The 25830-nt window shown below is 52.8% G+C and carries 32 protein-coding genes; 21 read left to right on the top strand and 11 right to left on the bottom strand.

The genetic code is table 11. The annotated features are described in order from the left end of the window. Nucleotides 1-11: 11 nt before the first annotated feature. Nucleotides 12-512 carry a peptide-methionine (S)-S-oxide reductase MsrA gene (gene msrA, locus C8N40_RS02935; RefSeq protein ID WP_108210271.1) on the top strand — a complete coding sequence of 167 codons (501 nt, stop codon included), beginning with the start codon at nt 12-14 and terminating at the stop codon, nt 510-512. A 73-nt stretch (nt 513-585) separates the two neighbouring features. Here msrA and C8N40_RS02930 read toward each other — a convergent pair whose 3' ends face one another. The 3 genes from C8N40_RS02930 to C8N40_RS02920 all read right to left on the bottom strand — a co-directional run bounded on the left by C8N40_RS02930 (nt 586) and on the right by C8N40_RS02920 (nt 3429). Beyond that, nucleotides 586-1089, bottom strand: coding sequence for a hypothetical protein (locus tag C8N40_RS02930; RefSeq protein WP_108210270.1), 504 nt, complete (start codon nt 1087-1089; stop codon nt 586-588). Between the two features lie 231 nt (nt 1090-1320). Beyond that, entirely contained in the window at nt 1321-2592 is a 1272-nt protein-coding gene (locus C8N40_RS02925) for a zinc dependent phospholipase C family protein (RefSeq protein WP_108210269.1), read from the bottom strand. Between the two features lie 45 nt (nt 2593-2637). Next, nucleotides 2638-3429: a phosphatase PAP2 family protein gene (locus C8N40_RS02920; RefSeq protein ID WP_108210268.1), complete on the bottom strand. Its 792-nt coding sequence runs from the start codon at nt 3427-3429 to the stop codon at nt 2638-2640. Nucleotides 3430-3566: 137 nt separating this feature from the next. On the opposite strand from C8N40_RS02920, the gene C8N40_RS02915 reads away from it, so the two are divergent. The 4 genes from C8N40_RS02915 (at nt 3567) to C8N40_RS02900 (ending at nt 6337) form a co-directional block, all read left to right on the top strand. Continuing rightward, nucleotides 3567-4127: a DUF4864 domain-containing protein gene (locus tag C8N40_RS02915; RefSeq protein ID WP_108210267.1), complete on the top strand. Its 561-nt coding sequence runs from the start codon at nt 3567-3569 to the stop codon at nt 4125-4127. 87 nt (nt 4128-4214) lie between these two features. Next, nucleotides 4215-5231, top strand: a complete 1017-nt coding sequence (locus tag C8N40_RS02910) for a dipeptidase (protein ID WP_108210266.1) — start codon at nt 4215-4217, stop codon at nt 5229-5231. A gap of 144 nt (nt 5232-5375) precedes the next feature. Then, a complete protein-coding gene (locus tag C8N40_RS02905) occupies nt 5376-5561 on the top strand; it encodes a hypothetical protein (RefSeq protein ID WP_108210265.1) in 186 nt (61 codons plus the stop codon). A 116-nt stretch (nt 5562-5677) separates the two neighbouring features. Beyond that, nucleotides 5678-6337, top strand: coding sequence for a hypothetical protein (locus C8N40_RS02900; RefSeq protein WP_108210264.1), 660 nt, complete (start codon nt 5678-5680; stop codon nt 6335-6337). 10 nt (nt 6338-6347) lie between these two features. On the opposite strand, the gene C8N40_RS02895 is transcribed toward C8N40_RS02900, so the two are convergent. The 3 genes from C8N40_RS02895 to C8N40_RS02885 form a co-directional block, all read right to left on the bottom strand. After that, on the bottom strand, nt 6348-8678 hold the full coding sequence (locus C8N40_RS02895) for a M20/M25/M40 family metallo-hydrolase (RefSeq protein ID WP_245904967.1): 2331 nt from the start codon (nt 8676-8678) through the stop codon (nt 6348-6350). Between the two features lie 111 nt (nt 8679-8789). Beyond that, nucleotides 8790-9575, bottom strand: a complete 786-nt coding sequence (locus C8N40_RS02890) for a TerC family protein (RefSeq protein ID WP_108210262.1) — start codon at nt 9573-9575, stop codon at nt 8790-8792. 189 nt (nt 9576-9764) lie between these two features. Then, a complete protein-coding gene (locus tag C8N40_RS02885) occupies nt 9765-10262 on the bottom strand; it encodes a YajQ family cyclic di-GMP-binding protein (protein ID WP_108210261.1) in 498 nt (165 codons plus the stop codon). A 547-nt stretch (nt 10263-10809) separates the two neighbouring features. Between C8N40_RS02885 and C8N40_RS02880 the strand changes: the two genes are divergently transcribed. The 12 genes from C8N40_RS02880 (at nt 10810) to C8N40_RS02820 (ending at nt 17063) form a co-directional block, all read left to right on the top strand. Beyond that, nucleotides 10810-11241 (top strand): GNAT family N-acetyltransferase, encoded by a 432-nt coding sequence (locus tag C8N40_RS02880; protein WP_108210260.1) that lies wholly within the window; start codon nt 10810-10812, stop codon nt 11239-11241. Nucleotides 11242-11246: 5 nt separating this feature from the next. Continuing rightward, nucleotides 11247-11801: a lipocalin family protein gene (locus C8N40_RS02875; RefSeq protein WP_108210440.1), complete on the top strand. Its 555-nt coding sequence runs from the start codon at nt 11247-11249 to the stop codon at nt 11799-11801. Between the two features lie 182 nt (nt 11802-11983). Next, nucleotides 11984-12196 carry a hypothetical protein gene (locus C8N40_RS02870; RefSeq protein ID WP_108210259.1) on the top strand — a complete coding sequence of 71 codons (213 nt, stop codon included), beginning with the start codon at nt 11984-11986 and terminating at the stop codon, nt 12194-12196. 318 nt (nt 12197-12514) lie between these two features. Next, the gene (locus tag C8N40_RS02860; RefSeq protein ID WP_108210257.1) at nt 12515-13144 is read left to right on the top strand and encodes a DoxX family membrane protein; all 630 of its coding nucleotides are present in this window, start codon (nt 12515-12517) and stop codon (nt 13142-13144) included. 29 nt (nt 13145-13173) lie between these two features. Then, on the top strand, nt 13174-13443 hold the full coding sequence (locus C8N40_RS02855) for a DUF2306 domain-containing protein (protein WP_108210256.1): 270 nt from the start codon (nt 13174-13176) through the stop codon (nt 13441-13443). A 14-nt stretch (nt 13444-13457) separates the two neighbouring features. Beyond that, a complete protein-coding gene (locus C8N40_RS02850) occupies nt 13458-13718 on the top strand; it encodes a hypothetical protein (protein ID WP_146173499.1) in 261 nt (86 codons plus the stop codon). A gap of 58 nt (nt 13719-13776) precedes the next feature. Beyond that, nucleotides 13777-14151 (top strand): hypothetical protein, encoded by a 375-nt coding sequence (locus tag C8N40_RS02845; protein WP_108210254.1) that lies wholly within the window; start codon nt 13777-13779, stop codon nt 14149-14151. A 107-nt stretch (nt 14152-14258) separates the two neighbouring features. Further along, the gene (locus C8N40_RS02840; RefSeq protein ID WP_108210253.1) at nt 14259-14687 is read left to right on the top strand and encodes a nuclear transport factor 2 family protein; all 429 of its coding nucleotides are present in this window, start codon (nt 14259-14261) and stop codon (nt 14685-14687) included. Nucleotides 14688-14837: 150 nt separating this feature from the next. Continuing rightward, nucleotides 14838-15284 carry a GNAT family N-acetyltransferase gene (locus C8N40_RS02835; RefSeq protein WP_211318029.1) on the top strand — a complete coding sequence of 149 codons (447 nt, stop codon included), beginning with the start codon at nt 14838-14840 and terminating at the stop codon, nt 15282-15284. A gap of 131 nt (nt 15285-15415) precedes the next feature. Beyond that, nucleotides 15416-15862 carry a GNAT family N-acetyltransferase gene (locus C8N40_RS02830; RefSeq protein WP_108210252.1) on the top strand — a complete coding sequence of 149 codons (447 nt, stop codon included), beginning with the start codon at nt 15416-15418 and terminating at the stop codon, nt 15860-15862. A 26-nt stretch (nt 15863-15888) separates the two neighbouring features. Continuing rightward, a complete protein-coding gene (locus tag C8N40_RS02825; protein WP_211318028.1) occupies nt 15889-16356 on the top strand; it encodes a hypothetical protein in 468 nt (155 codons plus the stop codon). A 71-nt stretch (nt 16357-16427) separates the two neighbouring features. Next, a complete protein-coding gene (locus C8N40_RS02820) occupies nt 16428-17063 on the top strand; it encodes a hypothetical protein (RefSeq protein ID WP_108210251.1) in 636 nt (211 codons plus the stop codon). A gap of 87 nt (nt 17064-17150) precedes the next feature. Here C8N40_RS02820 and C8N40_RS02815 read toward each other — a convergent pair whose 3' ends face one another. Next, nucleotides 17151-18113, bottom strand: coding sequence for a sterol desaturase family protein (locus C8N40_RS02815; RefSeq protein WP_211318027.1), 963 nt, complete (start codon nt 18111-18113; stop codon nt 17151-17153). Between the two features lie 215 nt (nt 18114-18328). On the opposite strand from C8N40_RS02815, the gene C8N40_RS02810 reads away from it, so the two are divergent. Then, nucleotides 18329-19255: a glutamate--tRNA ligase family protein gene (locus C8N40_RS02810; protein ID WP_108210250.1), complete on the top strand. Its 927-nt coding sequence runs from the start codon at nt 18329-18331 to the stop codon at nt 19253-19255. Between the two features lie 599 nt (nt 19256-19854). Here the strand turns inward: C8N40_RS02810 and C8N40_RS02805 are convergent. From C8N40_RS02805 to C8N40_RS02795, 3 genes are read right to left on the bottom strand one after another with little or no spacing between them, the layout of a single operon-like run. Beyond that, the gene (locus C8N40_RS02805) at nt 19855-20352 is read right to left on the bottom strand and encodes a GDYXXLXY domain-containing protein (protein WP_108210249.1); all 498 of its coding nucleotides are present in this window, start codon (nt 20350-20352) and stop codon (nt 19855-19857) included. After that, a complete protein-coding gene (locus C8N40_RS02800) occupies nt 20342-21418 on the bottom strand; it encodes a DUF4401 domain-containing protein (RefSeq protein WP_108210248.1) in 1077 nt (358 codons plus the stop codon). The genes C8N40_RS02805 and C8N40_RS02800 overlap by 11 nt, the downstream gene beginning before the upstream one ends. Continuing rightward, on the bottom strand, nt 21411-22382 hold the full coding sequence (locus tag C8N40_RS02795) for a DUF2157 domain-containing protein (protein ID WP_108210247.1): 972 nt from the start codon (nt 22380-22382) through the stop codon (nt 21411-21413). Before C8N40_RS02795 ends, C8N40_RS02800 begins: the two co-directional genes overlap by 8 nt. 540 nt (nt 22383-22922) lie before the next feature. Between C8N40_RS02795 and C8N40_RS22385 the strand changes: the two genes are divergently transcribed. Beyond that, nucleotides 22923-23132, top strand: a complete 210-nt coding sequence (locus C8N40_RS22385; RefSeq protein ID WP_146173498.1) for a hypothetical protein — start codon at nt 22923-22925, stop codon at nt 23130-23132. Nucleotides 23133-23196: 64 nt separating this feature from the next. Here C8N40_RS22385 and C8N40_RS02790 read toward each other — a convergent pair whose 3' ends face one another. Continuing rightward, complete coding sequence (locus C8N40_RS02790) at nt 23197-23721, bottom strand: DUF2911 domain-containing protein (RefSeq protein ID WP_245904966.1); 525 nt, start codon at nt 23719-23721, stop codon at nt 23197-23199. Nucleotides 23722-23890: 169 nt separating this feature from the next. Here C8N40_RS02790 and C8N40_RS02785 point away from each other — a divergent pair, with 169 nt between their 5' ends. Together C8N40_RS02785 and C8N40_RS02780 are read left to right on the top strand one after the other, a co-directional pair. Beyond that, nucleotides 23891-25282, top strand: a complete 1392-nt coding sequence (locus tag C8N40_RS02785) for a mechanosensitive ion channel family protein (RefSeq protein ID WP_108210246.1) — start codon at nt 23891-23893, stop codon at nt 25280-25282. A 101-nt stretch (nt 25283-25383) separates the two neighbouring features. Next, nucleotides 25384-25830 carry a PepSY-like domain-containing protein gene (locus tag C8N40_RS02780; RefSeq protein WP_108210245.1) on the top strand — a complete coding sequence of 149 codons (447 nt, stop codon included), beginning with the start codon at nt 25384-25386 and terminating at the stop codon, nt 25828-25830.

The following is a 25830-nucleotide window of genomic DNA, read 5'->3' as shown; positions in this document are numbered from 1 at the left end:
GCAGTATAACTATGAAACCATCAGTAAATAAGCGATTAGAGAAGGCCACATTCGGGGCGGGCAGCTTCTGGGAGCTGGAAGAGGCGTTCAGGACTGTGCCCGGCGTGGTGCATACCGAGGTCGGGTATATGGGCGGGCACGTGCCTACCCCCACCTACCAGGAAGTATGCTCCGGCCGCACAGGCCATGCAGAGGTAGTGCAGGTAACCTTTGACCCGCAGCAGGTAAGCTACGACCAGTTGCTGCAGGTGTTCTGGCGATCGCATGACCCGACGCATATTGACAGCTTGGAAAACGCCATAGGCTCGCCATTCCGCTCCGTGGTGTTTTTCCACCACAACGAGCAGCGGCTGATGGCCGAAACCACCAAGGAGAACTGGCAGCAGTCGCCGGAGTTTAGCGGCCGCCAGATTATGACCGCTATCTTGCCGGCCGATACCTTTTTCCGGGCAGAAGAGCACCACCAGCAGTACCTGTTAAAGCGGGGCGCGGCAGGCTGCCGAACCAGCTAGTTTTTATACTTATTGCACACAAAAAAGCCGGGCCTCAGTGGCCCGGCTTTTTTGCTGTTTAGCTTACCTCGGCTTACTTTACGCGGGCGTTGGTGCCCGATGATGAACTCGTGGAGCTGCTGGCAGTCATGTTGGAGCTGCCTGGTTTGTTCTGCTGCTGCTTGGCATTAACATTATGCAGGGCATCTTTGGCAGAGGCCGCCGCAGAGCTTATCTGGCTCTTGATTTTGTTCTTGTTCTTCTGGCTCATGGCCATCCAGCCTGCGCCTAATGCCAACACTGCGCCACCTACCATGGCTTTCTGCGTAGTGGTCAGGTTGTTAAATTTGGTAGCTGCAGTGCTGCCAAATCCGGAAAGCTTGCTCTGTATGTCCTTTAAGCCGCCCTTGCCGGTCGTGGCGCTCTGGTTGCTGCGGCCCTGCATGTTCTGGCTGCTGCTACTGCTGCGCGACTCAGAAGAACTGCTCTGGTTCTGGTTGGAGCTGCTTGGGTTATTTCTGTTCTGGGCGCCTGAAGACATATTTCCTGTGTTGGATTGTCTTTGCGATGTCTGGTTACTATTCTTGTTCGTTTCCATTTCTCTTATACGTCTAGTTAAAAATGATCCAATTTTTACGGTACACGCATAGCTGCAATTACTACAGCCAGACGGTGGCCCGTAACTATATCTATCGTTAAAATCAAAGCTTAGTTGCGTTTGTTACAATATTTTTACACTCTTACCCCCTTCTCTAAGCAGGTAATAGGCCTCACCTGTTGTTACAGCGCGTACACGAACAAGTGCAAAATCCTTACAACGCGCAGCCGCTTAGCTGCCGGCATGCAACCGCTGCAGTTGCAGCAGGTACTCCTGCGTTTCCTCCCACTCCTCCAGCGCTTCCTCATCGGTACCATCGGGCGCCTGTGCCTTCTCAAAGTATAAAAGCAGGTGCTGTTGCAGCTTTCGGTCGGCTTGCTTAAACTCTGCCTTGGCCAGCTTCTTCAGCAGGCCGGCGTAGGTTTCGTCGGTGAGGGGGTAAGTGCCGGGGCGGGCGGGTTTCCCTGTATCGAGGTGCAGGTTCTGCAGCTGCGGAGGGCGCTGCCCGAGCTGTTGTATCATGGCGCCATACTTATCAACCGTAACGTTAAAGCTTTGCATGTAAAGTTCTTCGGCCTTCGGGGTTGGCGGTATAAAGGCCAGCGGGCGCAGCGGGCCAACCTTGGGCAGCACCTTTATCACCCAGGCCGCTGCACGGGCCAGAAAGTGCGGGCGCTCATACTCCCGGCCCCACTGTTCATGAAAGCTGGCCCGGCTCATGCGGTACATAAACTTGCGCCGGCTTATACCAGGCTGCGCCTCCTGTATCTCGCTTTTCTTTGCCTGCCAGGCCGCCTTTGTCAGCTCCGGGAAAATACCGCGTATAGTATAGCGGTAACTGCCGATGGCCAGCGGCAAACTGGTAAACACCTCCCCCAGTTCCAGGCCGTAGGTTTCCAGAAACGCCTCCTCCAGCAGCTCTTTGGCCACCTCAAAACCGATAAACTCCTGGTAAGCCTCCGGAGCGTAGTTGCCGCGCGCCACCTGCAGCACATCGAAGCCAAACTCGGTTTTTATATGCGATATGGCATCATCGGCGTAGGTAACGGTATGGCCATGCTCCTGCCGCACTTTAGGGTAAACCAGTGGCACTGCCCTGTTTGTACCAATTGGATGGCCGTAAATATCTGCGTTGAAGTGCGCCATCGCCCCCAAGGCAAAACCCAATTCCTCTATGGTGTCGGCGTGGCGCAGCAAGCTCTCCACAAAATCGCCGCTGCGCACATAGTGGGTGAGATCGGTAAAGAAGGTGTTGCCGAAAGGGTAGTAACCCATGTCCTGCACAATAGAGCCGCCGTAGGCGTGCGCGTGGGCTTTTTTTAATTCTTCTTCCGTGGCGTGGGGGTAGCGACGGAGCAGCAGGGGCTTCAGGTTCTTTTCCCATGCGGCGTCTATCACCGCCTGGTGTGTGAGCACACCGTAGGCCTTCGCGGTAAAAGCCGGCAAGAGGGTGAGCACCAACAGGGCGAGGCTCAGGAAGAATCTGTAAAGGTGAAGTTTCATGGTTGTTAAAGTACAAGTTATCTCTTTGGATGCATGACCCGGACTTTAACGTAAGTTATTGGACTGCTGTTTGTGGTATTCCATCACCTCCACAATGCTGATGCCCACCAGCAACCACAAGCCCCCCAGCAGGAAACCCGCCAGCACATCCGAGAAGTAATGCACGCCCAGGTACATGCGGCTGAAGCCAACCATTATGACAAGTATAGTGCCCACTACTACCATCAGGCGACGTAACAAGGGCGTCTCCTGCTGGCGGTACAGGAAGTATACCAGCATCCCGACTAGCGCCAGGGAGGTGGTTGCGTGCCCGCTCGGAAAAGAGAAGTGGTCTACTATGTAGTAGGCCATATCCTGTGCGGGGCGGTCGCGGCTGATGATCTTTTTCCCGAACCTGACGGACAGGCCCACCCCGCCCATCGCTACCCAGTAAGCGAGTATAGCGGTCCACTGCCGGCGCAGCAGGAGGACTATGGTAGCCAGGGCACCCAGCACAAAGACAGCCTGGCGGTCGCCCAGCCAGGTGATGGTGTAAAAGACCCGGCTGACCCACTCCGATCGGATGCTATACAGCAGGTTGTTTAGCTTTTTATCCACCTGCACCACCCACTCGGCCTCCACCACGCTTTCGGCAAGGTTAGAGAGCAGCACCAGGTTCAGCAGCACTGCCAGCACAATAAGGGTAAGGGGCAGGCCCACAAAGTAGTTCGTATTAAAACGATCCGTTATAAAGGTGGCAGCCCTCGGGAATCGCTGCCTCAGGCGCACCACCGGCGGCTGGCGAACCAGCCACACCAGGCCTCCCCTTACTTTATCTGTCAGGACTTGTCTCTTCATAATATGCTGTGGTAGGAATATACGGAGCAACTATCTTTTGTGGTGGCATTTTCATCGTTGGCAGTCAGAAGCCGTCCGTCTGCCCCAAAAGCAGGTAGTTTCACAACAAACGGAGCCTAAATAAAGTACATATTCATATGAGGGCGCGAGACAATATATTCGACAAGATTATGCTGGCCATCGGGGTGCTGCTGCTCGGTATGTTCTGGTTGCAGTTTCCGGCCACCCCTACTGCCGGCGAGCACCACTACGCCTCCTACACCTCGGCCAGCACAGACATCGCCCATACTTCTAAATGGACTTATCTGAAGCCTGACAAGGCGCTTTCGCCCCACCAGGTCATAGACATACAGCTGCGCGCGCTGCAGCAAAACGACCCCGCCGACAGCGGCGTGATTACCCTGTTCAACTTTTCCTCGCCTTCTAACAGAGCCTACCTTGGCCCGCTCAAGCACTTCCGCCTGATGGTACGGGAGCCATCTTTTCGTCCAATTCTCAACTTCAAAAGTTACAAAACAGGACAATTGGTGGTGGACGGTAAAAACGCGTATCAGCTGGTGGTGGTAGAGACATCCGAAGGCCGCCAGGAAGCCTTCATGTTTATACTTACCAAGCAGCGCCGGGGCACTTACAAAGACTGCTGGATGACCGAGGGGATAGCGCGCATGGAGACCAGCCACTTCACCAGTCAGCTATAGCACCTAATTTCCTGCACAGGCTGTTGCCTCCTCAAACGCAATCAGCTAACTTAGCTTATCCTGAGCCCTTAACCCATACCCCAGCTTATGAGCCTTACGCCCGCTGCCCGACTGCCCATCATAGACCTGCACTGCGACTTACTGGTATACCTGACCGACGTGCCCAACGCGGACATGGACCGGATAGAGGAAATAGGCTGCGCCGTGCCGGCCCTGGTAGAGGGCAACGTAAAGCTGCAGGTAATGGCGATTTTCTCGGCCACCGCCCCCGGCAGCACCCGTTTTGCCGAGCTGCAGTGCCAGATGTTCCGCCAGCTGGCCGACAATGACAACTGCCTGACCGCCGTTACCAATGCACCCCAGCTGCAGCAGGTTTTGCAGCAACCCGGAAAAACGGGGATGGTGGCAGCCATTGAGAACGCCGCCGGCTTCTGCGAGGAGGACGAGCCGCTGGAGGAAGGCTTTAAGCGCCTGGAGAAGATGATAGAAGTATGCGAGCGCATCCTCTACATCAGCTTTACCCACCACACAGCCAACCGTTTTGGGGGCGGCAACTCCTCTGCTCCCACGCATGGCATTACCACCGATGGCCGCATGCTGCTCGATTACCTGCACGGCCGCCGCATTGCCGTGGACCTCTCGCACACCAGCGACGCACTGGCCTTCGATATCCTCAACCACATCGACACCGAGCGGCTAGACATTCCAATTATGGCCAGTCATTCCAACTTCAGGCCAGTGTGGCCACACGAGCGCAACCTGCCTGCTGAGCTGGCACAGGAGATTATCCGGCGGCAGGGACTGATAGGGATGAACTTTCTGCGCAAGTTCGTGAACACCGAGGACCCGGACGCCCTGCTGCAGCACATCCACTACGGCCTTGCCCACGGGGCGGCAGATGCCCTCAGCTTCGGGGCAGATTACTTTTACTTTGCCGATGAGCAGGACCTGAGCCGCTTTCCCTTTTACTTTAAAGAGCATGCGCTGGCCAGCACCAGCTATACTTACCTGCTGGAGCAGCTGCAGGGGCAATACCCACCGGAACTGTTGCAGAAACTGGCCTTTGCCAATGCACAGCGCTTTATCAAGCGCCTTTGGGCCTGAAAGCGCGCTAAGCACATGGCCAGCCAATGATATATTATGTATAGGATTTCCTGGATTTATACTTTCTGATTGCTATATTTAGCAAAGCGTATATTTATACTTTGCCTTTATAAATTATACCTTCCACTAAAAAAAATAGCAAGTATGAAATTTATAGGATTATTCCTGCTTCTGGCGGGGCTGGCATCGCTTACGCTGGAGCTTGCTGGCGCTAACTTGCTGGCATTAAACTGGTTAAATAACTTCGGCGAAACAGGGAGCTGGGCCATTCGCATTGGGGTAACGCTGGTAGGGGGCATTATTTACTACCTGCGCCGCCACGATGACTGACCTGAGATAAAAATTTGTATATATATTATTTCCCATGTGAGGGAAAACTGCGTATACGAATTTAAGTACCTACACTGGTTCTGCGCTACAGCCCAAACTATTAAGCCGCTAACGCCATGGATGCTCAGGAATACGCACCGCGCTATGTTCAGATAAACGAACTATACATCGACACAGTGGTGATTGATGACACAGAATTTATAACGCTCTGGTGCTTTACAGTGCTGGACGATGAGTATAAGTTTGTGTACCTGGGCTGTGACTTCTGCCAGTTTAACCAGATCCTTATCGCTGCCGGCGAGAAAGGAAAAGAGATTGCCCTGCACATGGCCGAGGTGCTGGACAGGCCTTACGACTCGCCTACGCTTATCCCGATAAAAGAGAAGTTTGAGGAGTACCTGGAGCTGACCGGCCACGACATCATCGTGTATGAGCCGCTGGCGGTGGAGGACGACCTGGGCGTGCTGGAGGAGGACAACGAAGACCTGCCCCTGGAGCAACTGTTTAGCGGCAAGCAGAATAAGACCCGCCAGAAGTACCTCATTTACCAACTCGATAAACTATACCCCTCTAAAGTATTTGAGCCGGAGAAAAAGCCTACGGAAGAGCTTTCCGAGTGCTTCGAGGACGACTCGCTAGAGCTGGCGCAGCTCTACTACGACTACCTGAATGCCATCGAAAACGGCTACTCCGACTGCGAAGCCCGCCAGGTGGCCGGCTTGGAGCGCGAGCTCTTCTTCCGGATGGCCCGCAAAGCCTCCGAGTTCTGGAGCTGAAAAACCCTGTTTAGAAAGTATACTGCTGCCGCACCACGGTCAGGTTGCTATCGCGCCCCTGTGAAGGGATGATGTGGGGTGGCATGGGCTGCCTTACCAGCTCCTGTGGCAACGCCAGTGTATGGTCGTAGAGCAGCAGGTGAAGTGGCACCCCGGTTTTCAGGCGCACTTCCAGTTCAGCTTCTTTCCTAATGGGTAACCCGTAATACCGGATGTGGAACACATTGCCCGATGGCGCTGAAATAGGCTGCGGGTGTAGCGCCTTGCCGCTGAGTTTTATACTTTGCAAGGTATCGGTAGTGCCCGGCTGAAGTATAACCTCCAGGTGTGCTGCACCCCGCGGGGAAGATAGGCGCAGGCGCAGCAATCGCTCATCCCCTACAACAGAATCGGCAAGCACTTGTGCGACAGGCGGTGCTAGGGCAAGCGGCTCTGCCTGGTTTTTAAGCTGTCGCCGCTGGGCATGCGGGTATACTTCTTCCAGCGGACCGGCCTGGGCGGCGGTAAAAAACTGCTGCTTCCACTCATCAAATTGCTCCGTACCCGAGACCCAATAAGCCTTTCCAGCATCTGCATTCAGGTAGTAGGCCACCTGGCTGTGCAGAGGCGTTTCTGCGGAGGGCTGCTCTCCTGCTACGGCACGCCATACTTGCAGCACACCAACAACCAGCAGCACCAGGGGCAGCAGCGGCACAAAGCGCCAGCGGTAACTTCGCTCCAGCAGTACCAGAAGCGGCAGCAGCAGGCCCAGCAACAGCGTCAGCAAAGCCATACTTGCTACCGGCATCTGCAGCTCAAACGCCAGGAAAACCGAATACGCGATCGGCATGATGATAAAGACAGCAGGGAGCGCGGCGAGCAAAAGTATAAGCGCGTAGCCCCAACCCCTGTCCGGCTTTTGATGCAGCTCCTGCAGCAGCACCAGCAACACTCCACCCATGCCAAACAGCAGCGGGAAGAGCAGCAGGTAGGCTGCAGCCGGCACCAGCAGCGCCAGCACGCCCATCAGCACAAACTGAAGTATAAACACCCCGAGCAGCAGCGGGAATAGCGGCAGCCAGCGCAACACCAGCCAGCTTAAAAGTATAAACAGCCCCACTGCCAGCAGCAGGTAAGCTATAAAGAACTGATCAGCCCCGTAAACCCCGCCAAGGCCACCCGATGGCAGCAGCGACAGCACCAGCCCGTTTACAGGTACAAACAAGCCCGCCACGGCTACCAGCAGCAACAGGTAAGCTCCTACTCCAGCTATAACCTGCCTTCCGGTAGCCATTTTCTTTCGCTGAGCCACTTTAACGGTAGCCAGTAACAGCAGCGCACCCAGGGCCACAAAAAACACATTAAGCCCCAACCGGTAATGTATCACCCAACCGTTGATGAAGTTAAAGAAGACGATATCAGGTGCCTTTGTTTGGGAGAGGCTAAGCTGCCCGAAGTGCCGTACCAGCGCCAGCATGTTGCTGCCGTGGTGTTGCAGGCTTTCCCGGCTGAGGTTTTCGGGGGAGTCGGTGGCTTTGTGGTAGTGCGCAAGCCCGCCTATAAAGGCTGAGTTAAGCCCGGTGTAGCCCGCATCCTTAAAAATGGTGAAGTCGGTATCGTTAGGCATGCGGCTGTATATCTCGTAAGCCAGGGAGCTTACAAACGGATAAGGCGCCGCCTCTATGAACCGCCGGGCAATCCAGCCGTTCTGCGGGCTCAGCTCAAAGGTCATACTTGGGCCCTTGTTGCCGCGCGCCTCTACGTTCAGCACCAGCGCCACCTCCCGGGCCCAGGGGTGCTCCAGGAAGGCCCTCGCGCCAAACAAGCCATACTCTTCCCCATCGGTCAGCAGCACAATCACGTCCTGCTGCAGCGGCTCGCTGTGTTTCAGTGCCCGCACGGTTTCCAGTATCGCGGCCACGCCGGCGGCATCATCCCCGGCACCCAGCGTGTTAGGCTGCGAGTCGTAATGGGCCACTAAAAGTATAGCTTCCCTGCCTCCACCAGTGCCTTTCACGCGCCCCAGCAGGTTATACACGTAGCCCACATTGGCAACGGCCCCCTGATCCTCTGCAGCCAGGGCTTCCTGCACCTGCGGGTTAAGGCCGAGCTCCTGCATTTGCTGCAGCAGGTAGGCCCTCACCTGGGCGTGCGCGGCTGTGCCCATGGCATGCGGCTGCGCCGCTATCCGGTTTACGTGCTGCATCGCCCGCTCTGCAGAGAATTCAGTCGCAGGCGCTGTAGCCGGTACCGGCTTGGGCGGCATCAGCAGGAAAATGCTTAGCAGGGCCAGCCCCGTCAGGGCAAGCAGTACGAAGGCGGCAAGGACAGAATCACGGTGGCGCATAAGGTAGTGAGGCAAAAGTATATATAGCTCTCCGAATATACGTATTTATACTTTCCCCGGGCGCCGCCGGCAAATAAAAAAGGCTCCCGGCGCATGCCGGAAGCCTCTGAGAAAGCTATCTTTTCTCTACTCTGCAGCAGTATATTTATCTTCCTCCACAATGGTGTTCTGGCGCAGGTGCACCGGCTGCGTCTTTTTGCGAAGTCGCATGTTGAGCATCTCCACCAGCAGCGAGAAGAACATGGCAAAGTAGATGTAGCCTTTCGGGATGTGCTGGTGCAGCGCCTCCACTACCAGCATAAAGCCAATCAGGAGCAGGAAGGCCAGGGCCAGCATTTTTACGGTCGGGTGCTTGTTCACAAAATCACTCACGTACTTGGCGAAGATCAGCATAATCACCATCGCCAGGATTACGGCGATGATCATGATGATAACCTCCTGCGCCAGCCCCACGGCCGTCAGGATGGAGTCGAAGGAGAACACAATGTCGATCAGGATGATCTGCACAAGCACCTGCCCCAGCGTGGCGTGCACCTTGCCCTCACCGTGCGTTTCCTCTTCGCCCTCCAGCTTGTTGTGGATCTCGGTTACGGACTTGGCCAGCAGGAACAGACCGCCGGCAAAAAGTATAATATCACGCCACGACACCGGGAAGTCCTCGTCCGTAAACGGCAGGTTGATGGAGAAGATCGGGTCGGAGGCGCTCACAATCCAGGAGATGAACAAGAGCAGGATAACGCGGAACACGAGCGCCAGCGTCAGGCCGATGTTGCGCCCCTTGGCCTGCTGCTCCTTGGGCAGGCGGCTCACGATGATGGAGATAAAGACAATATTGTCGATGCCCAGCACCACCTCCATAAAGGTCAGCGTCAGCAGGCTTATCCAGGTATCCGGATTGGCGAAGATTTCCATAGTTTACAGGCGAAGTTGTTGGATGGTTAAACAGTCAAAGGTTGTCTGCTTAGCAGTATAATCGTTAAACCTATGCTCATACGGATTAATAAAGAAGCAGGTGCAGCCGGGAGGGAAGAAAGCCTGCCCGTGTACACCCCTCCCTGATTAAAACAACCCTACCATTCAACCAGCTCGCAATTCAACCATTTAACTCTTCATGTTCACATACTGCAGCGGCATGCCTATTTCCTCGGCGTTGGTGCGCAGCACGGCAATCACGCTCTGCAGGTCGTCTATCTTTTTGCCCGTCACCCGGATGGTTTCGTCCATAATGGCCGGCGATACTTTCAGCTTGCTGTCTTTGATGATCTTCATGATCTTTTTGGAGGTATCCTTGTCGATACCGGCCTTCACGCGGATCTCTTTCTTCAGCATCGCCCCCGATTGCTGGGCCTCTTTGGTGAAATCGAGTGCGGTGGCGTCGAGGCCCTGCTTCACCATTTTGCTGATGAGCACATCCTCGGTATGCTGCACGCGCATGTCGTTCTCCATCGTGATGGTGACCACGTTGTTTTTCTTGTCATACTCCAGGCTGCCCTTGGTGTCGCGGAAGTCGTAGCGGTTCAGGATTTCCTTGCGGGCCACGTTCACGGCGTTGTCCATGGTTTGGGGGTCTACCTTGCTTACAATGTCGAAAGATGCCATAGTTTTATACTTATACTTTAGAAACTGATTTACTTAATTACCTCAACAAAGTTATTGTTAATTACCGGAATGTTGAATTGCTAAATTGCGGCACGGTTGCGCGTAAATAGCCAGCAGGCGGGCACGTATAGTGTCAGCAGGCTGTAAAGTACAAAGCAAAGTATAAATAAGCGGGACGGGCGGAAGTATAAGCAGGGCGTGCCGGCACAGCCGTCGGGCTCTCGCGGCTCGCTCTCCGAAAGCTTTCGGAGGAGCTCAGACAACCGCTCCATCCCTCACGCAAAAGTACGTTACCGGTTAACAGTTTTTAGTTATTAGCTCAAGTTGCGATCAACTCATCCCTTGGAGCTACGCTCGCTACTTTCGAACTCTCGTTCTCGGCAGTCCAGAGGAGGGGAATGATATTACACATGCAGAAATTCCCCTCCTCGGAGGGGCAGGGGTGGGTTTACACCTTCACTCCAAAACAAACCGCAACTTAGATTTATTAGTTATAGGTCAAAACAATAAGCAACATCATAATAGTCAACAATTCAGCCATTACACCATGGAAATCATAGAGCCCACCACCCCCGAACAGTTTGAGCACTACTACCGCCTGCGCTACCAAACGCTGCGCCAGCCCTGGGGCCAGCCCGAAGGCAGCGAGCGCGCCGACGACGACGCCTCCGCCATACATGCCATGCTCGTAGATGATGCCGGCGAGGCCGTGGGCGTTTGCCGCCTGCACCTGCACACGCCGCAGGAGGGGCAACTGCGCTTTATGGGCATCCGAAGCGACCAGCAAGGCAAACGCCTGGGCGACCAGCTGTTGCAGCACATGGAGGAGCGCGCCCGCGCCCTGGGTGTCGAACGCATGACGCTGCAGGCCCGCGAAAATGCCGTGAACTTTTACCGCCGCAACGGGTATGAAGTAGTAGAGAAAACACACCTGCTGTTCGGAACCATACAGCACTACAAAATGGAAAAGCACCTATGAAAACGATGAACAAGAAAACAAGACTACTGCTGATAGCGGGCACTGTGCTGGCCGGCGCGGCCATACTTAGCACGCGCAACCGCAAACACGCTCCCCTTAAAACAGTGCCGCACGTAGACCTGGACCGCTATCAGGGGCGTTGGTACGAGATAGCCCGGCTGCCGCAGCGTTACGAAAAAGGCTGCCACTGCGTGTATGCCGAGTACAGCCAGAACCCCGCCGGTTACGTGGAGGTGAAAAACGCCTGTCGCAAAGGTGGGCCAAACGGCAAACTGAGTGTATCCGAGGGCAAGGCCTACCCCGTAGAAGGCAGCGGCAACAGCAAGCTGCGGGTAGAGTTCTTCTGGCCTTTCCGGGGCGATTACTGGGTCCTGGAGCTGGACCCCGACTATGCCTACGCCCTGGTAGGCGCGCCCGACCGCGAAAGCCTCTGGATTCTCTCCCGCACCCCCACCCTGGACCAGGACGTGCTGGAGCGCCTCGTGCAACTAGCAGACCGCAAAGGCTTCCCGGTGGAGCAAATGCTGCTAACCGACCAGAGCTGCTTTACGCAGGGCTAGCTATACTTGCTGATTTTATACTTTAAAGAGCAGCTGCCAAGGTTTTTATACTTTGGCAGCTGTTTTTATTTTGTCCGAAAGGCAATGCCATAGTATAAATTCTTAGATAGGTGCCATACTTTCATCCGGAATTCCTTATATTGTTAAAGCGTAATATCCAGAGCCCCTAAACAAGAAAACCCATGGCTTTAACCTTCAGGGACATTTGGCTTGCCATTAACAGCGTCCTCACCATGATCAACTCCACATTACTTGCCATTATCCTGGGAGGCTCGCTGTATAATCCCAAAAAGAAGCAATATGCCAAGGTTCCGCTCGCAGCCAACATCATCCTGCTGTTGGTGCTGGGCACTGTGGCAGGCGCCTATTTCTACAAGTTTTTTATAGCCGACTAAGTAGGAACATGCATTCTAAACGCACAACTTTTATTTCGCTTCTCATCACCTATGTTCTTGTAAAAGTAGTGCACAACCTGGCTGGGTTTGAGTATGCTATTTTCAGTGAGGGTATACTTAACCTGAAGTTTTTGGTAGACATGGCATCCTGGGCTATCGTATACGCGGCAGTTTATTTCCTACTAAGGAAGTTGCTGCCCCAGAGAGGCGCTACGGCTGGTTAGAAGTAGGGAGGGGTTTCTTGAGGGAAAGTGCAGATCTATGGAGAGTGTAGATAAGCGTGGGTTTTAGTTTATCTGGTAGTTAGCAAATAATTGAATGATGAAACTTCTAAAGAAAATATCCAAAGAGAAGTATTGGGACTACTTTATACTTGCAGCAAGGTTTCTTATTGGATGGACTTTCCTTAGGTACGGCTACAGCAAAATGGTGGATGGTCAGTTTGGTATAAGTGAAGCAGAACTGGCAACACCGTTGAAGGATTTAGACTTATTTCGTGTCTCATGGTACATGTTCGACCAGCAACCCTTCAAGGCATTCATTGGCATCTCACAGTTGATTTGTGGCGCTCTCTTAATCATTAACAGAACCGCCCTACTTGGAGCGTTCCTTTTCCTTCCGATAGTAACTACAGTTTTACTCATCGACCTGACTTTCATGCCGCCAGATATGGCTAATGCCTTTATATGGCGCCTTTCATTTTATATTTTGCTGGACTTTTTGATTCTATGGCACTACAAGAGCAAGATGGAAGTCATTTGGAATGAAGTATGGCAAAACGTAAATACTAAGTTCAAGTACCCGATTTGGCTATATTTATTATTACCTATTGTTGCACTAGCCATTGAAATAGCTAGTGTATTACCAAAAGCTTTGTTCTACACCATCCTGAATCCAGAAAATGCATGGTCAGGAGTTCAAGGAATATTGAATAAAATCATTAGCTAACCACACCCATAAGCCAGCTACGCTGCCTTATGGCTAAGTCCGTGGAACCGGAACTAAAGAAGATAACGATGTATGGCTTTGTAAACTCTAGCTTAGGTTGGTTTCATTTGATTATGGCTTTATTAGCTATGATGGCGGGTGCTTTTGTGCTCGCTGCAAAAAAAGGGACAACGCAGCATAAAAGAGTCGGCTATAGCTATGTCGTCGCCATGATTATGGTTTGTGGTTCTGCGCTAGGTATCTATAACTTAACGGGGAGGTTCGGCTTGTTCCATATCAGGCCATTGTCAGTTCCCTGACATTGGCATTGGGAATGATTTCTTTGCTCTTAAAGCACCTGCCCCAAAAGTATAAATCCGTGCATATCTGGTTTATGTACTACTCCGTTCTGGGGCTTTATGCGGCCTTCGCATCCGAATTAAGTGTGCGCATTCCCGAAAAGCCATTCTTTGCCATGGTCGGAATTGCGACAGCCACAGTGTTTGTAGTTGGAACGGCTTTCATTCTGAAGAAGGAAAGAGTCTGGGCCAAATACTTTGAGCAGAAGCGCTACTGCCAACAAGGTGCCTTATAAAGGCTTTGCCATGCCGCACCCACATTATGCAACACCTATAAAACAAAACACTAGCGAAATGAAAAAGCCATTAGAACTAAAGAAGGAGACATGGCAACTATTGCCATATATTTATTTCATCGCCTTAGTCGCCTTCTGGTTTTTAGGTGATCTATTTATGATCCAGAACTTCAGCTTTATAGCTTTAGGTCTCCTGGCAGGTCTTATTATCCAGGCAAAAATGCAGCATAAAGTAATAGGCACTGGCATAGGCATAATTGCTGCTACAGGAAGTTTATATGGCTTTTTAGCTGTGGTGTCTGAGTTTAACGACTTTGAAACCGTTAATAACAGCGCCTTAGTAATGATTTCGGTAGGTTCGGTATTAACGTTAAGTGGGCTTGCCATGGGAGTTATGCTGGCCTTAGCTTACCTGAAAAGGCTGGCAATTTGAAGAACCGGTTTTCCTAATCCTGTGTAGTTTTAACCTTTACTGCGCAGCTGGCTTCGGTGTGAAAGGATACTAAGCATTCCGATATGAACAACTAAACATCCTTTAAGATGAGTATGACAGGAGATTCTCCCATGCAGGGCCTTATCCAACGGTTCTTCCAACTGCTTGCGCAAAGAGACTTAAACAACTTACCTGAGCTTTTTGCTGACGAGGTGGATTGGCATATACCTGGAAACGAAGCCGTTGCTCCATGGTTAGGCAGAAGAAAGAGCCGGCAGGAAGTAAGAGACTGCTATCAGTTATTATGGCAAAACACAGAGCCCCTTTCTGCGACAGTGGATAAAATCTTCATCGATCAGGAGGATGCCGTCATATCAGGAGAGTTTTCAACCAAAATGCTCCAGACAGGGCAGATAGTTAACTCCTTGTTTTTCATTCAAATCGGAATAAAGGATAACCTAATAGTAAAATACAAGCTGTTAGAAGATAGCTACGCTGTATCCATGGCCTTGACAGAGAACCCAAAAGCCAACTGAGTCAGAAACAGACGGCAAGATCGCTGGCATGGGGTTGGCCATAATCCGGCTAAATGGTTTCGGGTGGAGCAGATGGTCACTATTCCATTTCAGTTTTCCAGGCCGAGCTCAGGTACAGTTGCCTCAAAACGAATTGAGAACGAGCATTTAATGGAAATCAGAAAATTAACCGGTAAAGACATTGAACAGTTCGTTGAGTTGATCCGGGTGTTTGAGGACGTCTTCGAGATGCAGAACTTCCAGATGCCGCAGAAAGAGCATTTGCTCAGCGTGCTGGCACAACCGGGGTTTCTCGTTTTTGTCGCCGTAGAGGATGATGCCGTTGTAGGTGGCCTAACGGTGTACACGCTGCCTCAATATTACGCCACCAAGCCACTGGCCTATATCTATGATTTGGCCATCCGGAAAAACCGGCAGCGGCAGGGAATAGGCCAAAAGCTGATAGCTGAAGTAAACAGGTATTGTCTTGAAAATGGTTACGAGGAGGTGTTTGTGCAGGCAGATAAGGTGGATGACTATGCAGTGGATTTTTACCGGTTAACAAAGCCCACGAACGAAGAGGAAGTGGTGCATTTTTACTACACGCTGGGTAAGTAGCGCGGTCAGAAAATTCCCTCTCCATCAAACACAAAGTATAAAACCACACTGTCCTTTCACCTATAAACGCTACCATGAAACAGTTCAGGCAACCGATTGAGCTACTGAACGAAAAGTAAGTTATACTTCCCATGATCCGTCCCTACACCCCCGCAGACAAAGCGCAGCTTTTATACTTGCTTCGGCTCAACATCCCAACCTATTTCGCACCGGAGGAGGAGAGCGACTTTGCCGGGTACCTGGAGAAGGAGGTAGAAGATTACTTTGTGGTGGAGGAAGCCGGAGAGCTGCTCGGCGCGGGCGGTGTCAACTATTTTCCGGAGGAAGGAGTAGCCCGCATTTCCTGGGATGTCATCCACCCCAACCACCAGGGCAAAGGCATCGGCAGCAGACTGCTGCAGCACAGAATCAACATCCTTAAAGCTAAGCCAGGTATAAACACCGTCATCGTCCGGACGACGCAGCTGGTATACAGATTTTATGAGAAGCAGGGCTTTGCGCTGGAAAAAACCGAAAAGGACTTCTGGGCCAAAGGCTTTGACCTGTACCAGCTGCGCCTGCCGCTAACCAAAGTATAAACTATATCACCCTAAACCCTACCCCCATGAAAAAACTTATACTCTCCCTGAGCGCCGCTGCCCTACTTGCCGCCTGCGCCGGCCAAAAGCAGAAGGCCACGACCAACCAGGGCATCGGCGACACCCGCACCGCGCCCGTGGAGTACCTCGACGACAGGACTTATAAACTGACCACGAAAACGGACGACAAAACCTATGGCTATGAGCAGCAGAATGCGATAAAGGTAGGTGGCGCACGCGACCAAAGCGGCCCGATGAACGAGCGGCGCTTTCTGAACGCGCTGCTGGGCCCTAACGGGGAAGCAGTGGGCTATTTCCGCGAGGGCAGCTGCTGCGCCTTCGATACACCAAACGGCCTTTTCGGCAATGCCGGCCTGCTGGACCTTTACAAAGTATACTGGGAAGGAGGCACCGATACCCTGAGCTTATACTTAAATATGTACGACGAGGGCGATCTGCTAATTCCGGTAGGCTTTACGGCCAGGGAGGAGTAAAGGCATTGGAAATATAAACTTTTTGTTATATTTTAAAGTATAATTTCTTGTACGCTAACCCCCTGCTAATCATGACGAAAACAATACTACCTCTGCTGGCGATCTGCCTCCTGCTACTCTCCGGTTGCGCTACTCCTTCCACAGCTATTAAGTTAGACAAGAACCGTGACTACTACTTTGGTTTAATGTCTCTTGTTTTAGAGACTAATGAAGACTTTAAACAATTAGACTCAATTACCTACGAGAATCACATAAGAGGTAAGTTCAATAATCTTGTGAGTTCTACTTATCGGAATGAAGTAGAAAAAGCCCTAGGCAACAAATTTTCTTTTGATAATGCCCAGATACGTTTAGTTAAATCTTCAGAGGTTTTCGAGATAAATAAAGATGTAAGTTATAGCCAGTTCCTTCAGAAAATGAAAGATACAGGAGTAGACGGCATTCTCTTTGTCAATAAGTATAACATCTCTCAAGTACAAAATTATGACACAAGACACTATCAGCATAGTAGCTCCTCCTCTGTGGTTGGCACAGAAGAGAAAGCACGCTTCAACTCATATATTATAGATGTAGAGACACTTAAACCTGTTTGGTACACTGATACCCATGTTCAGAGCGAATCTGCCTATATTATGAATAAGCAATTAGCTGAGTCTGTTTTCAAGAAACTTCGAAAAGACAAGTATATACTCACAAGAAACTATTAAGTATAGCCGCCCTGTAGAAGGCATCATAAAACGGTTCCCAAGGTATAGTTTTTATACTTTGGGGCCCGCTCTGTTTTTAACTACCCTCTAAGCCACCAACTCTGGCTGCGCTTCTTTTTGGGCAGGCATGGCTTTCTTCTGCTGCTCCCACTCCTGCTGCAGCATTTTGGAGGTTTTGCGGCTGCCGTCGTGGCTCCAGCCCGGAGGGCCGAACACGTACATAAACTTCGCCTTCCACGATTTTACGCTGCGCACATCCTTCCAGATATCGTTAAACTCATGAAAGTTGAGCGTGATGGGGTCGTGCTTGGTGGGCGGGTGCAACACCCCGAACTCCGTCTTCATGTGCTTGTCCTTATCCATGTAGGTGCCGAACAGCTTGTCCCAGATAATCAGGATGCCGCCGTGGTTGCGGTCGAGGTACTCTATGTTACGGGCGTGGTGCACCTGGTGTACCCAAGGTGTGTTAAACACCTGCCCGAACACCGGAATCTTTGGCACCAGCGTGGAGTGCAGGAAGAACTGGTAAATCGAGTTGAACGACATGCATAGCGCAATCATCACGGGGTTAAAACCAAGTATGGGAAGCCAGATCCAGTAAATGGGTTTGTAGAGGAAGATGGTCCAGCCGTTGCGGAAGGCCGTGCCGAGGTTAAACTTGTCGGAGGAGTGATGCACCAGGTGCGCCGCCCAGAACAGCCGGATGGTATGGCAGAAGCGGTGGTGCCAGTAAAAGTTAAAATCGTCACCGATGAGGCAGAGCACCCACACCCACCAGGCCCAGCCCAAGTTATCGTAGCCCAGAAATTGGATGCGCAGCGGCTCAAAAAGCTGGTAAAACACGAAAAACAGACCAATCTGGTAGGCTTTGGTCAGGGTGTTGAATACGGCTGCCCCAATGCCCACCCAGGTGCTGGCCAGAGAGTCTTTCAGGCTGTAAAGCTCTTTGTCCTCGCGGTAACTGATGTAGGCCTCACCTGCGATCAGCAGAAAAAACAGGGGCACAAAATAGGTAAAGGGATTCGGCATTTCGCTGAACAGGATCTCCATAAGCAGAAGGCGGGGTAAGAAGTAAAACAAGGAGCGCCACAGAAACGGGCACTGCAGAATTTTCTAATTTACGTAAATTTATGCCCAGGAACTATTCTGGGCGGCCAGATAAACCAAACATAACAAAGGATCAGCAGGCAGAAGCACCGTAAATGCTTGTACGTAGGACCTGTTAAAAGTTATAACCTTCCGGCAGCAAATTTAAAGTATAGCCCATGCCCCAACCGCTGAAAACCCGCATCGCCCCTACTCCCAGCGGCTACCTGCACCTGGGCAATGCACTTTCGTTTGCTATTACGTGGGCGCTGGCAAGGCAGCAAAACGGCACGGTTATACTTCGCATCGACGACCTGGACAATGCCCGCTTCCGGCCAGAGTACCTGCAGGACATTTTCGACACGCTGCACTTTATGGGCCTGGATTACGATGAGGGCCCTGCCGATGCTGAAGACTTTGTGAAGAATTATTCGCAACTGTTGCGTCTGCCGCGCTACCATACGTTGCTGCAGCAACTGGTGGAGCAAGGCCAGGTATACGCCTGCCCCTGCTCGCGCAAGCAGCTCTCGAGTTTACCCAGCAGCGCCTGCCACCTGCATACCTGTCGCCACCAGTTGCTGCCCCTGCACGAGACCGGTATTGCCTGGCGCCTCCGCATTTCCGAGGGCACGGAGGTTACCTTCCAGGATCAGCTGTTGCAGACCTGCACGGTAAAACTAGCCGAGGAGATGCCCGATTTTGTGGTGCAGCGCAAGGAGGGCATCCCAGCCTACCAAATCGCCTCGCTGGCCGACGACCTGGACATGGGCATCAACACCATCGTGCGGGGCGAGGACTTACTGACGTCCACCGCGGCGCAGCTGTACCTGGCGCAGCTTCTTGGGGCAGATGCTTTCACAAGTATAAATTTCGTGCACCACCCGCTCGTTTCGGACCCTGCAGGCGGCAAGCTCTCCAAGTCCCACGATTCGCTCTCGCTAACGGAGATGCGCAAAAGTGGCCTCAGCAGCAAAGCCTTTTGGCAAACCATCGCCCGCATGTTAGGTCTGCAAGAGGCAGGTATCGTGGATGCCCGGAGTTTTCTGGAGAGGTTTAACCTAGAGGATCTCCGGAAGATGAGCAGGAAGGGGTTGGAGGCAAGGTAAGATCATGGCAGCGCCTGGTCCAACCACCCCTTTATCCCCTCCTTGGCTAAGGCGGGGAGTCTGCTACTGCTGATGCTGAAGCATAAGCTTTGTAGCCTCAGTTCTCGTGCGGACAAGTCGCGCGACCTGTCCGCACAAGTATAAACCCACCCCTGCCCCTCCTCGGAGGGGAATTTATACTTGCCACACTCTTTGTCATCTCGAGCAGCGCGAGAGATCTATCGGGAATTCTCTTCAGATCTCTCCCAAAGGTCGAGATGACAAAAAGCAGTGGCTATCGAACTGCTTCCCAGCCTTTGGGTTGAGCGCCTTGTAGATTTCCGGTGCCCGCTAAGGGCATTGCGACCGAAGGGTAGCAAAGGAAATGTAGACAGCGCGATGCCCGAAGGCGAGACCTCCCGGCCTTGAGGGCAGAAAGTATAAATGCAACAGTAGCATATGTAAGTCTAGAGGATGAACGGCCGCTAACAAAGATAGCTTGGTTCCAGTGGAAGGAAGCGGTGGCTATGAAAGTATAAGCCGGCAAGTATAAAGTATAGCAGAAGTATAAAGCATGCCTTATACGAAGCCGATATACTCAGAACAGAAGTAGTAAACTATTACTTCCGCTCCGGCAGTATCAGCTTTCGCTGTGCATCATACAGCCCGATAAGGATGCTATTGCCTTTTTCATCTATCTTCAACCCGCCATACTCGGCTGCTTCAAATGTCTTGGCCTGGCCCTCCTCAAAAAAGTATGACTCTGCGCCTAGGTTAATGCTCCATTCGCCTTTGGTATACTTTAGCAGGTGCTCCTGTGGGTGCAGCGGTGTTTTTTCTTCCTGATAACGGACAAGGTGCGCCACCTGCTGCGAATCGAGCTTTACGACCGCGTAGCCTCTGGCAGGCAGCTTGTCCAGCTCCTCTGTTTGGCTGATGGCGTAACTCAGGCGCATGTAGTCGCCCTGCATGAGCGAGCGCGGGTCTACGGGGGCCAGTTTCAGCAGCACCATCTCGCCGTTTTCCAGCACCTCCTCCTTTTCCGATACCGAGAAGTTAAACATCACCAGCAGCAGCACCAGGTTGGCAAGTATGATGATTGTGCGTTTAGTCCACATGGCTTTTAAGGTAATTGTTGAGAAGTATAAAGCCGCCCAAAAACAGCAGCCCACTTGCCACCAGCACCCCGGACTTGGCCAGCAGCGTCATGTTCAGGTCGTAGTAGTAAAGGATGATGAAGTAGGCGAGCGCCAGCAGCCCCACCCAGAAACCAGGTTTGTGGCCAATGTAAAAGCTGGCCAGCAGTATAAGCAGCGCCCCCGGCACCGACGGCGTCAGTATAAACGGCGCCAGCAGGAGCACCGCGCAAGTATAAATCACCAGCTTTGTCTTCGGGCTAAATATAACCACATCGCGCAGCACACGGTACACGAGCAGCAGCAGGCAGGCAATCAGAATGAGACTGGATACCCAGAAGTAGGTGATGGTGGTGGAGAAAAACTTCTGATGCACAAACAGCGCCAGCGTGATCACCAGCGAAAAAATCACGCCCATCCGTACCGGCCCCAGCACCAGCGCAAAGCGGCGGGAGGCGGCAATCAGCCTGGCCTCGTTCAGGCTCAGGTAAGTAAGAACAAGGGCAAGCAAAGCAATCAGGCCGTGCGTGAGCGGGTATACTTCGTGGCTGAAGATCAGGCTCAGCAGGCTTCCGTTCAGTACCAGCACCGCAATAAACACCCCCATCGCACTCACTGAAACAGCGATGGCCACTACCGATGCGCAAGCCAGCGCCAGCGCCGCCCCCGTGATACCGTCCGTAAGCTGCCCGACGCCCACAGCCAGCAGCGCGTACCCTGTGATATAGAGCGAAACGCCGATAGAATCTCCTGCGCCTTCTTTGTTCGTCCGGATAAGCAACTCCGCTCCCACCAAGCAGCACAGGCCAAAGAAGAGCATCCCAAAGCCGGAGTTATACAAGCCTGCCGCCAGCAGAAATCCGATAAACGTACTCATCCCAAGCAAACCACCCAGAATGGAGAGAGCCTTCATGGGCACGCGCTTCAGCAGCGAGGCCGTGAAGGTGTTTTCCGCCACCATGCTGTCCCGGTCGTAGGTGAAGCCGGGCTGCTCCTGCGCTATCTCCTGCAGCAGCGCGTCGAGCGGTGTGTTGTCGTTATTAACCATGCCACTGTCGGTAAAGGTTGCCCAGATACTGCACCAGTAAAGTAATACTGCCAATCACAAATACCGTGGCCAGCATCAGCATCAGCTCCGGCAGGTTCTCCCCGATTCTGATGATGAGCGCGGTGAAAAAAGCGATGGCGCTAAAGGGTACAGCCGTGAGGTAGAACAGCTCGCGCTTCCGCATGCCGTACCAGATGGCCGCGCCATACATGCCGAAGCCCAGAAGGAGCGCCAACCCGTAGTCTTCCCTGAAATCATTAAAGTTGTTATAGAGGAGCGAGATCATGCTGATAGTGATAAATACAATCGCTGCCAGCCCCACAATCCGCGGGAACCACCTGTGCTGCACATTTACCTTTCCTTTTGCCTCCAGCGCCTCCCACACCACTACGGCCACGGCGTTAAGTATAAACAACGCATCCAGCACCAGCGCAAAGCTCCAATGCGTGGCAACCTGCTGCGTGTAAAGTATAAACGTGGTATTGAGCAGCGCCAGAAAAATAAACCACAAGGGCTGAAAGTTTGCCACCAGCACCCACAGCACCACGCAGTAGGTCCAGCCCCAGAAAAAGTCGAAGGCGTTGGCTCCGGTTTGGTAGATCTGCCCATACACAGCGAACAGCACACCCACCAGCACGGCGCTGGCCGTGAGCAGCACGTTCCGGATGGTTTTGCTGAACCTGGGCACCAGCGCGGCAAAAGTGATAGCCAGCAGCAGGAACTGCAGCAGGCCCAGCTTCACGAACTTGTGCATGTCGGTCCAATTGTAGGCGAAAAAGAAGACGATGCCCGCCAGCGTAAAACTCGCACCCGTGCCCAGCAAAAACAGCCGGGCAAAAGTAGCCCAGTTGCGGGGGGTGGCGTAGAGCCCCTCGCTCCGGAGTTTGCGCTCGATACCGGCTGCCTGCCAGTTGCTGTGCCGCGCAATGCTGTAAATCAGCTCCCGGGTGATGTTCTGTTTCATAGGCCTTGGGCTTTGCAAATAGAAAAGTACAGAAACGGCAGCTCGGAAACAACACGGGTTTATACTTTGATTTTGGGAGGTTTTGGGAGGGATATTTAAAAGTACCGGGTCCAACCACCCCTACCCCTCCTTATCCAAGGAGGGGAGTCTGCTACTGCTGATGCTGAAGTATAGGTTTTATAGTTACTGGTTTCGCGCGGACAGGTCGCGACCTGTCCCTACCAAGTATAATCCCACCCCAGCCCCATCCAGAGTGGGGAATTGCCTGCAGACGATTACATCCCCATACCCCCTTCAAAGGGGGACTTTGGCTGAAGCTCCGTCAGCAGCGGCTATCGAATTTATCCCAGCCTTTGGGTTGAGCGCCTTGTAGATTTCCGGTGCCGCAGGCAGCCCGAGGAACGAGGGCAGGAAATGTACACAGTGCGATGCCCGAAGGCGAGGCCTCCCGGCCTGGGAGGGCACCAAAGCCAGAAATGAAACAATAGCTTAAGTAAGCCTGGAGGAGGAACCGTAGCTAGTAAGGATAGCTTGGTTCAAATGGAAGGAAGCAGCAACTATGAAAGTATGGCCGGCAAGTATAAATCAGCAAGTATAAGTATGGCTTTTCTAGCCAACCGGGCTGCCCTGTCCCGAAGCATTTCGGGTAAACCCAACCTCATCGTAGGCACGAGCTGCAAGCTCGCGCCAGCAGGGGAAGCGGCGGTTCATGGAAGGCACAAGCGGACGCTTGCGCCAGAGAAAGTATAAAGTATAATAAACAGGGGCAGCTGCTACAATGCAACTGCCCCTGTGCTCATGGCTTATACCAACCTTATTTACCAGCCGTGATCTTCACCGGCACTTCCAGGTTCTCCCAGCTCAGCAACAAGCCCTCCTTCGTCACATCATACTTCAGGCGCTCGTTCATCTGGCCGGATTTGCGTGGCGTAACCTTTACGCGCAGGGCATCCTCTTTCTCGTCATACTGCGTGCCCCATTGCTTCGCCTTTTTGTTGAAGATCACGGTCCACTCCTCCTCGCTGGGCAAAGTATAGAAGCTGTAGGTACCGGCCGCCAGTTTCTGGCCTTCCACCATCACGTCTTTATCAAAAGTGACGGTGGTCGCCTCGTTGGCCCCGGAGCGCCACACCTGCCCGTAAGGCACCAGGCCGCCCCAGATGTTGCGGTCTTTTACCGATGGGCTGCTGTAGTTAACGGTTACGTTTACATCGCCTATCTTACCCTCGGCTTTAGCCGCCGGGCTGGCTTTCGGCTTTGTGTCCTGCGCCATTACACTAAAGGACATCAGCATGCACACAAACAGCATGCACAGTGTCGTTAGATTTGATTTGTTCATAATAGTATAGTTTTAGTTCAAGGCATGAATACGTAAAAAGCCGCTGCAGGTATAAGTATAGATTGAGCAAATCCTCTAAAGTATAAACGCAGGTAAAGGAGCCGGCACCAGAACACCAGCAGCAACCTGCGTATAGGGGAAGAAGTATACTTGAAAGCAGCCATTGCCCATGCCATCATCTAACTACGATAACAGGAACCCCGGAAGACCCGGCCGCTCAACGTCGCGCAAGCCCACGTACGGCAGAGCCCGCTACTCCGCAGCACCTGACCAAGCTTACAGCACAAACCGTAGCCCCCAGTCCGCCGGGAAGTATATCCGCAAGACCCGCCGGCGCCAACGGGTAAGAAGCGGCTCTGCGGTGCAAGGCGCCAGAAACAGACTGAAAAGCTTCCGGCAAGCCACCATTCTGGCCGTGGCTGTTACAGGCTTCATGATGCTGCTGTTTGCCCCCAGCGAGGCAGGGCTGGCCCAGGGCGGAGAGCAGGACACCATTGACACGGTAGCGGTGATAGAGAAGGTGGCCGTATCCGATTTGCTTTCCCCGGATTCCGTTGCGGCTAAAGACACCACGCAGGTACTGTCCTCGAAAGAGGCCGCCGACGAGGCCATCAGCGCCCTGCAAAGTATGTGGGACAGCTTTTTTTACAACCTGCCCAAGATGCTGATTGCCCTCGGCACCTTGGTGCTGGCCTGGGGAGCGGTGCGCCTGCTCCGGCTGCTGCTTCAGAAGATTTTAGGCCGCTGGGAACGCTCCAACGCTATCATCTCCCTCTTCTCCATTGCCATATGGCTGCTGGCGATAGGCATTGCCATTAGTGTGGTGGCCGGCGATATCCGGGCCATGCTGGGCTCACTGGGTTTAATTGGCCTGGCACTGTCGTGGTCGTTGCAGACACCTATTGAAAGCTTTACGGGCTGGCTGCTCAACTCCTTTCAGGGCTATTACCGCGTGGGCGACCGGGTGCGTGTGGGCGATGTTTTTGGCGATGTGTACCACATCGATTTCCTGACCACTACGGTGTGGGAGATTGGGGCACCGTACCAGCCGGGCTTTGTGATGGCAGAGCAGCCTACCGGGCGGCTGGTTACTTTCCCCAACAACGAGATTCTCACCGGCACGGTCATCAACCTCACCCGCGACTTTCCTTATGTATGGGATGAGCTGGCTTTTGGCGTGGCTAACGAGTCGGATATTCCGCTCTCGCTGGAGGTAATCGGAGGGGTGGCCGAGGAACTGCTGGGCGATTATATGGTAGAACCTGCCAGGGAATATACGGCACTACTCGAACGTGCCGGCCTCGATTTCAACATCGCAGAAAAGCCGCAGGTTTTCATTTCTCTGGAAGAGTCCTGGACCAACATCATCATCCGTTACCTGGTGGGTGCCCGGGAGCGCCGTAAATGGAAGAGTGAATTGTCGCTGCGCCTTACCATAGAAACAGCCAAACCCGAATACCGCGGCCGAATCATACCTGTGTACCCACGGCAGCAATTGCAGTTTTTCAACCCGGACGGTATGCCTGTACAAAGTGGCTTTCAGGGCAACGACAAAGTATAAATTCCCACATCTATTTACCAATCAACCACATAGTTCAGATTTTCTTCAGATTCGAAGCGTACGTTTGTACCTCAACCATTTTAAACTAAAAGCTAAGAACCATGAAGAAGATATTAGTTGGATTTGCCCTTGTTGGAGCTTCGGTTATAGCCGCCCAGGCACAGGACGTTGCCGCCAAGGATGTGCCACAGGCAGTATCGGCTGCCTTAACCCAGAAATATGCTAATGCCACCGACCTGGAATGGGAAAAGCACGGCGAAAACTACGAGGCTGATTTTGATGTAGACCGCATCGACCACGCCGCCATGATTGACCCGTCCGGCAAGATACTCATGACCAGACGCGACATCATGAAGAAAGACCTGCCTGAGGCTATCACCACAGCCATTGCCCAGCAATACAAAGGCATGCGCCTGGATGATATGGAGCAAGTAGAAAAAGACGGCAAAACCTATTACCAGGTGGAGCTCGACCAGAAAGGCCAGGATAAAAAAGTAGTGTTCTCAGCGGATGGCAAAGAAGTGACTGAGCCTGCCTACTGGGATTAA

Source organism: Pontibacter mucosus (genome assembly GCF_003054055.1).
Taxonomy (GTDB): Bacteria; Bacteroidota; Bacteroidia; order Cytophagales; family Hymenobacteraceae; genus Pontibacter; species Pontibacter mucosus.
The sequence above is the reverse complement of the archived record's forward strand: the minus strand, read 5'-3'. Positions and strand labels throughout refer to the sequence as shown.

Bases quoted from the DNA above. Each gene is read 5' to 3' on its own strand.
- msrA (WP_108210271.1), top strand. From the start codon at position 12: ATGAAACCATCAGTAAATAAGCGATTAGAGAAGGCCACATTCGGGGCG.
- C8N40_RS02930 (WP_108210270.1), bottom strand. From the start codon at position 1,089: ATGGAAACGAACAAGAATAGTAACCAGACATCGCAAAGACAATCCAAC.
- C8N40_RS02925 (WP_108210269.1), bottom strand. From the start codon at position 2,592: ATGAAACTTCACCTTTACAGATTCTTCCTGAGCCTCGCCCTGTTGGTG.
- C8N40_RS02920 (WP_108210268.1), bottom strand. From the start codon at position 3,429: ATGAAGAGACAAGTCCTGACAGATAAAGTAAGGGGAGGCCTGGTGTGG.
- C8N40_RS02915 (WP_108210267.1), top strand. From the start codon at position 3,567: ATGAGGGCGCGAGACAATATATTCGACAAGATTATGCTGGCCATCGGG.
- C8N40_RS02910 (WP_108210266.1), top strand. From the start codon at position 4,215: ATGAGCCTTACGCCCGCTGCCCGACTGCCCATCATAGACCTGCACTGC.
- C8N40_RS02905 (WP_108210265.1), top strand. From the start codon at position 5,376: ATGAAATTTATAGGATTATTCCTGCTTCTGGCGGGGCTGGCATCGCTT.
- C8N40_RS02900 (WP_108210264.1), top strand. From the start codon at position 5,678: ATGGATGCTCAGGAATACGCACCGCGCTATGTTCAGATAAACGAACTA.
- C8N40_RS02890 (WP_108210262.1), bottom strand. From the start codon at position 9,575: ATGGAAATCTTCGCCAATCCGGATACCTGGATAAGCCTGCTGACGCTG.
- C8N40_RS02885 (WP_108210261.1), bottom strand. From the start codon at position 10,262: ATGGCATCTTTCGACATTGTAAGCAAGGTAGACCCCCAAACCATGGAC.
- C8N40_RS02880 (WP_108210260.1), top strand. From the start codon at position 10,810: ATGGAAATCATAGAGCCCACCACCCCCGAACAGTTTGAGCACTACTAC.
- C8N40_RS02875 (WP_108210440.1), top strand. From the start codon at position 11,247: ATGAACAAGAAAACAAGACTACTGCTGATAGCGGGCACTGTGCTGGCC.
- C8N40_RS02870 (WP_108210259.1), top strand. From the start codon at position 11,984: ATGGCTTTAACCTTCAGGGACATTTGGCTTGCCATTAACAGCGTCCTC.
- C8N40_RS02860 (WP_108210257.1), top strand. From the start codon at position 12,515: ATGATGAAACTTCTAAAGAAAATATCCAAAGAGAAGTATTGGGACTAC.
- C8N40_RS02855 (WP_108210256.1), top strand. From the start codon at position 13,174: ATGGCTAAGTCCGTGGAACCGGAACTAAAGAAGATAACGATGTATGGC.
- C8N40_RS02850 (WP_146173499.1), top strand. From the start codon at position 13,458: ATGATTTCTTTGCTCTTAAAGCACCTGCCCCAAAAGTATAAATCCGTG.
- C8N40_RS02845 (WP_108210254.1), top strand. From the start codon at position 13,777: ATGAAAAAGCCATTAGAACTAAAGAAGGAGACATGGCAACTATTGCCA.
- C8N40_RS02840 (WP_108210253.1), top strand. From the start codon at position 14,259: ATGAGTATGACAGGAGATTCTCCCATGCAGGGCCTTATCCAACGGTTC.
- C8N40_RS02835 (WP_211318029.1), top strand. From the start codon at position 14,838: ATGGAAATCAGAAAATTAACCGGTAAAGACATTGAACAGTTCGTTGAG.
- C8N40_RS02830 (WP_108210252.1), top strand. From the start codon at position 15,416: ATGATCCGTCCCTACACCCCCGCAGACAAAGCGCAGCTTTTATACTTG.
- C8N40_RS02825 (WP_211318028.1), top strand. From the start codon at position 15,889: ATGAAAAAACTTATACTCTCCCTGAGCGCCGCTGCCCTACTTGCCGCC.
- C8N40_RS02820 (WP_108210251.1), top strand. From the start codon at position 16,428: ATGACGAAAACAATACTACCTCTGCTGGCGATCTGCCTCCTGCTACTC.
- C8N40_RS02815 (WP_211318027.1), bottom strand. From the start codon at position 18,113: ATGGAGATCCTGTTCAGCGAAATGCCGAATCCCTTTACCTATTTTGTG.
- C8N40_RS02810 (WP_108210250.1), top strand. From the start codon at position 18,329: ATGCCCCAACCGCTGAAAACCCGCATCGCCCCTACTCCCAGCGGCTAC.
- C8N40_RS02805 (WP_108210249.1), bottom strand. From the start codon at position 20,352: ATGTGGACTAAACGCACAATCATCATACTTGCCAACCTGGTGCTGCTG.
- C8N40_RS02800 (WP_108210248.1), bottom strand. From the start codon at position 21,418: ATGGTTAATAACGACAACACACCGCTCGACGCGCTGCTGCAGGAGATA.
- C8N40_RS02795 (WP_108210247.1), bottom strand. From the start codon at position 22,382: ATGAAACAGAACATCACCCGGGAGCTGATTTACAGCATTGCGCGGCAC.
- C8N40_RS22385 (WP_146173498.1), top strand. From the start codon at position 22,923: ATGGAAGGAAGCAGCAACTATGAAAGTATGGCCGGCAAGTATAAATCA.
- C8N40_RS02790 (WP_245904966.1), bottom strand. From the start codon at position 23,721: ATGAACAAATCAAATCTAACGACACTGTGCATGCTGTTTGTGTGCATG.
- C8N40_RS02785 (WP_108210246.1), top strand. From the start codon at position 23,891: ATGCCATCATCTAACTACGATAACAGGAACCCCGGAAGACCCGGCCGC.
- C8N40_RS02780 (WP_108210245.1), top strand. From the start codon at position 25,384: ATGAAGAAGATATTAGTTGGATTTGCCCTTGTTGGAGCTTCGGTTATA.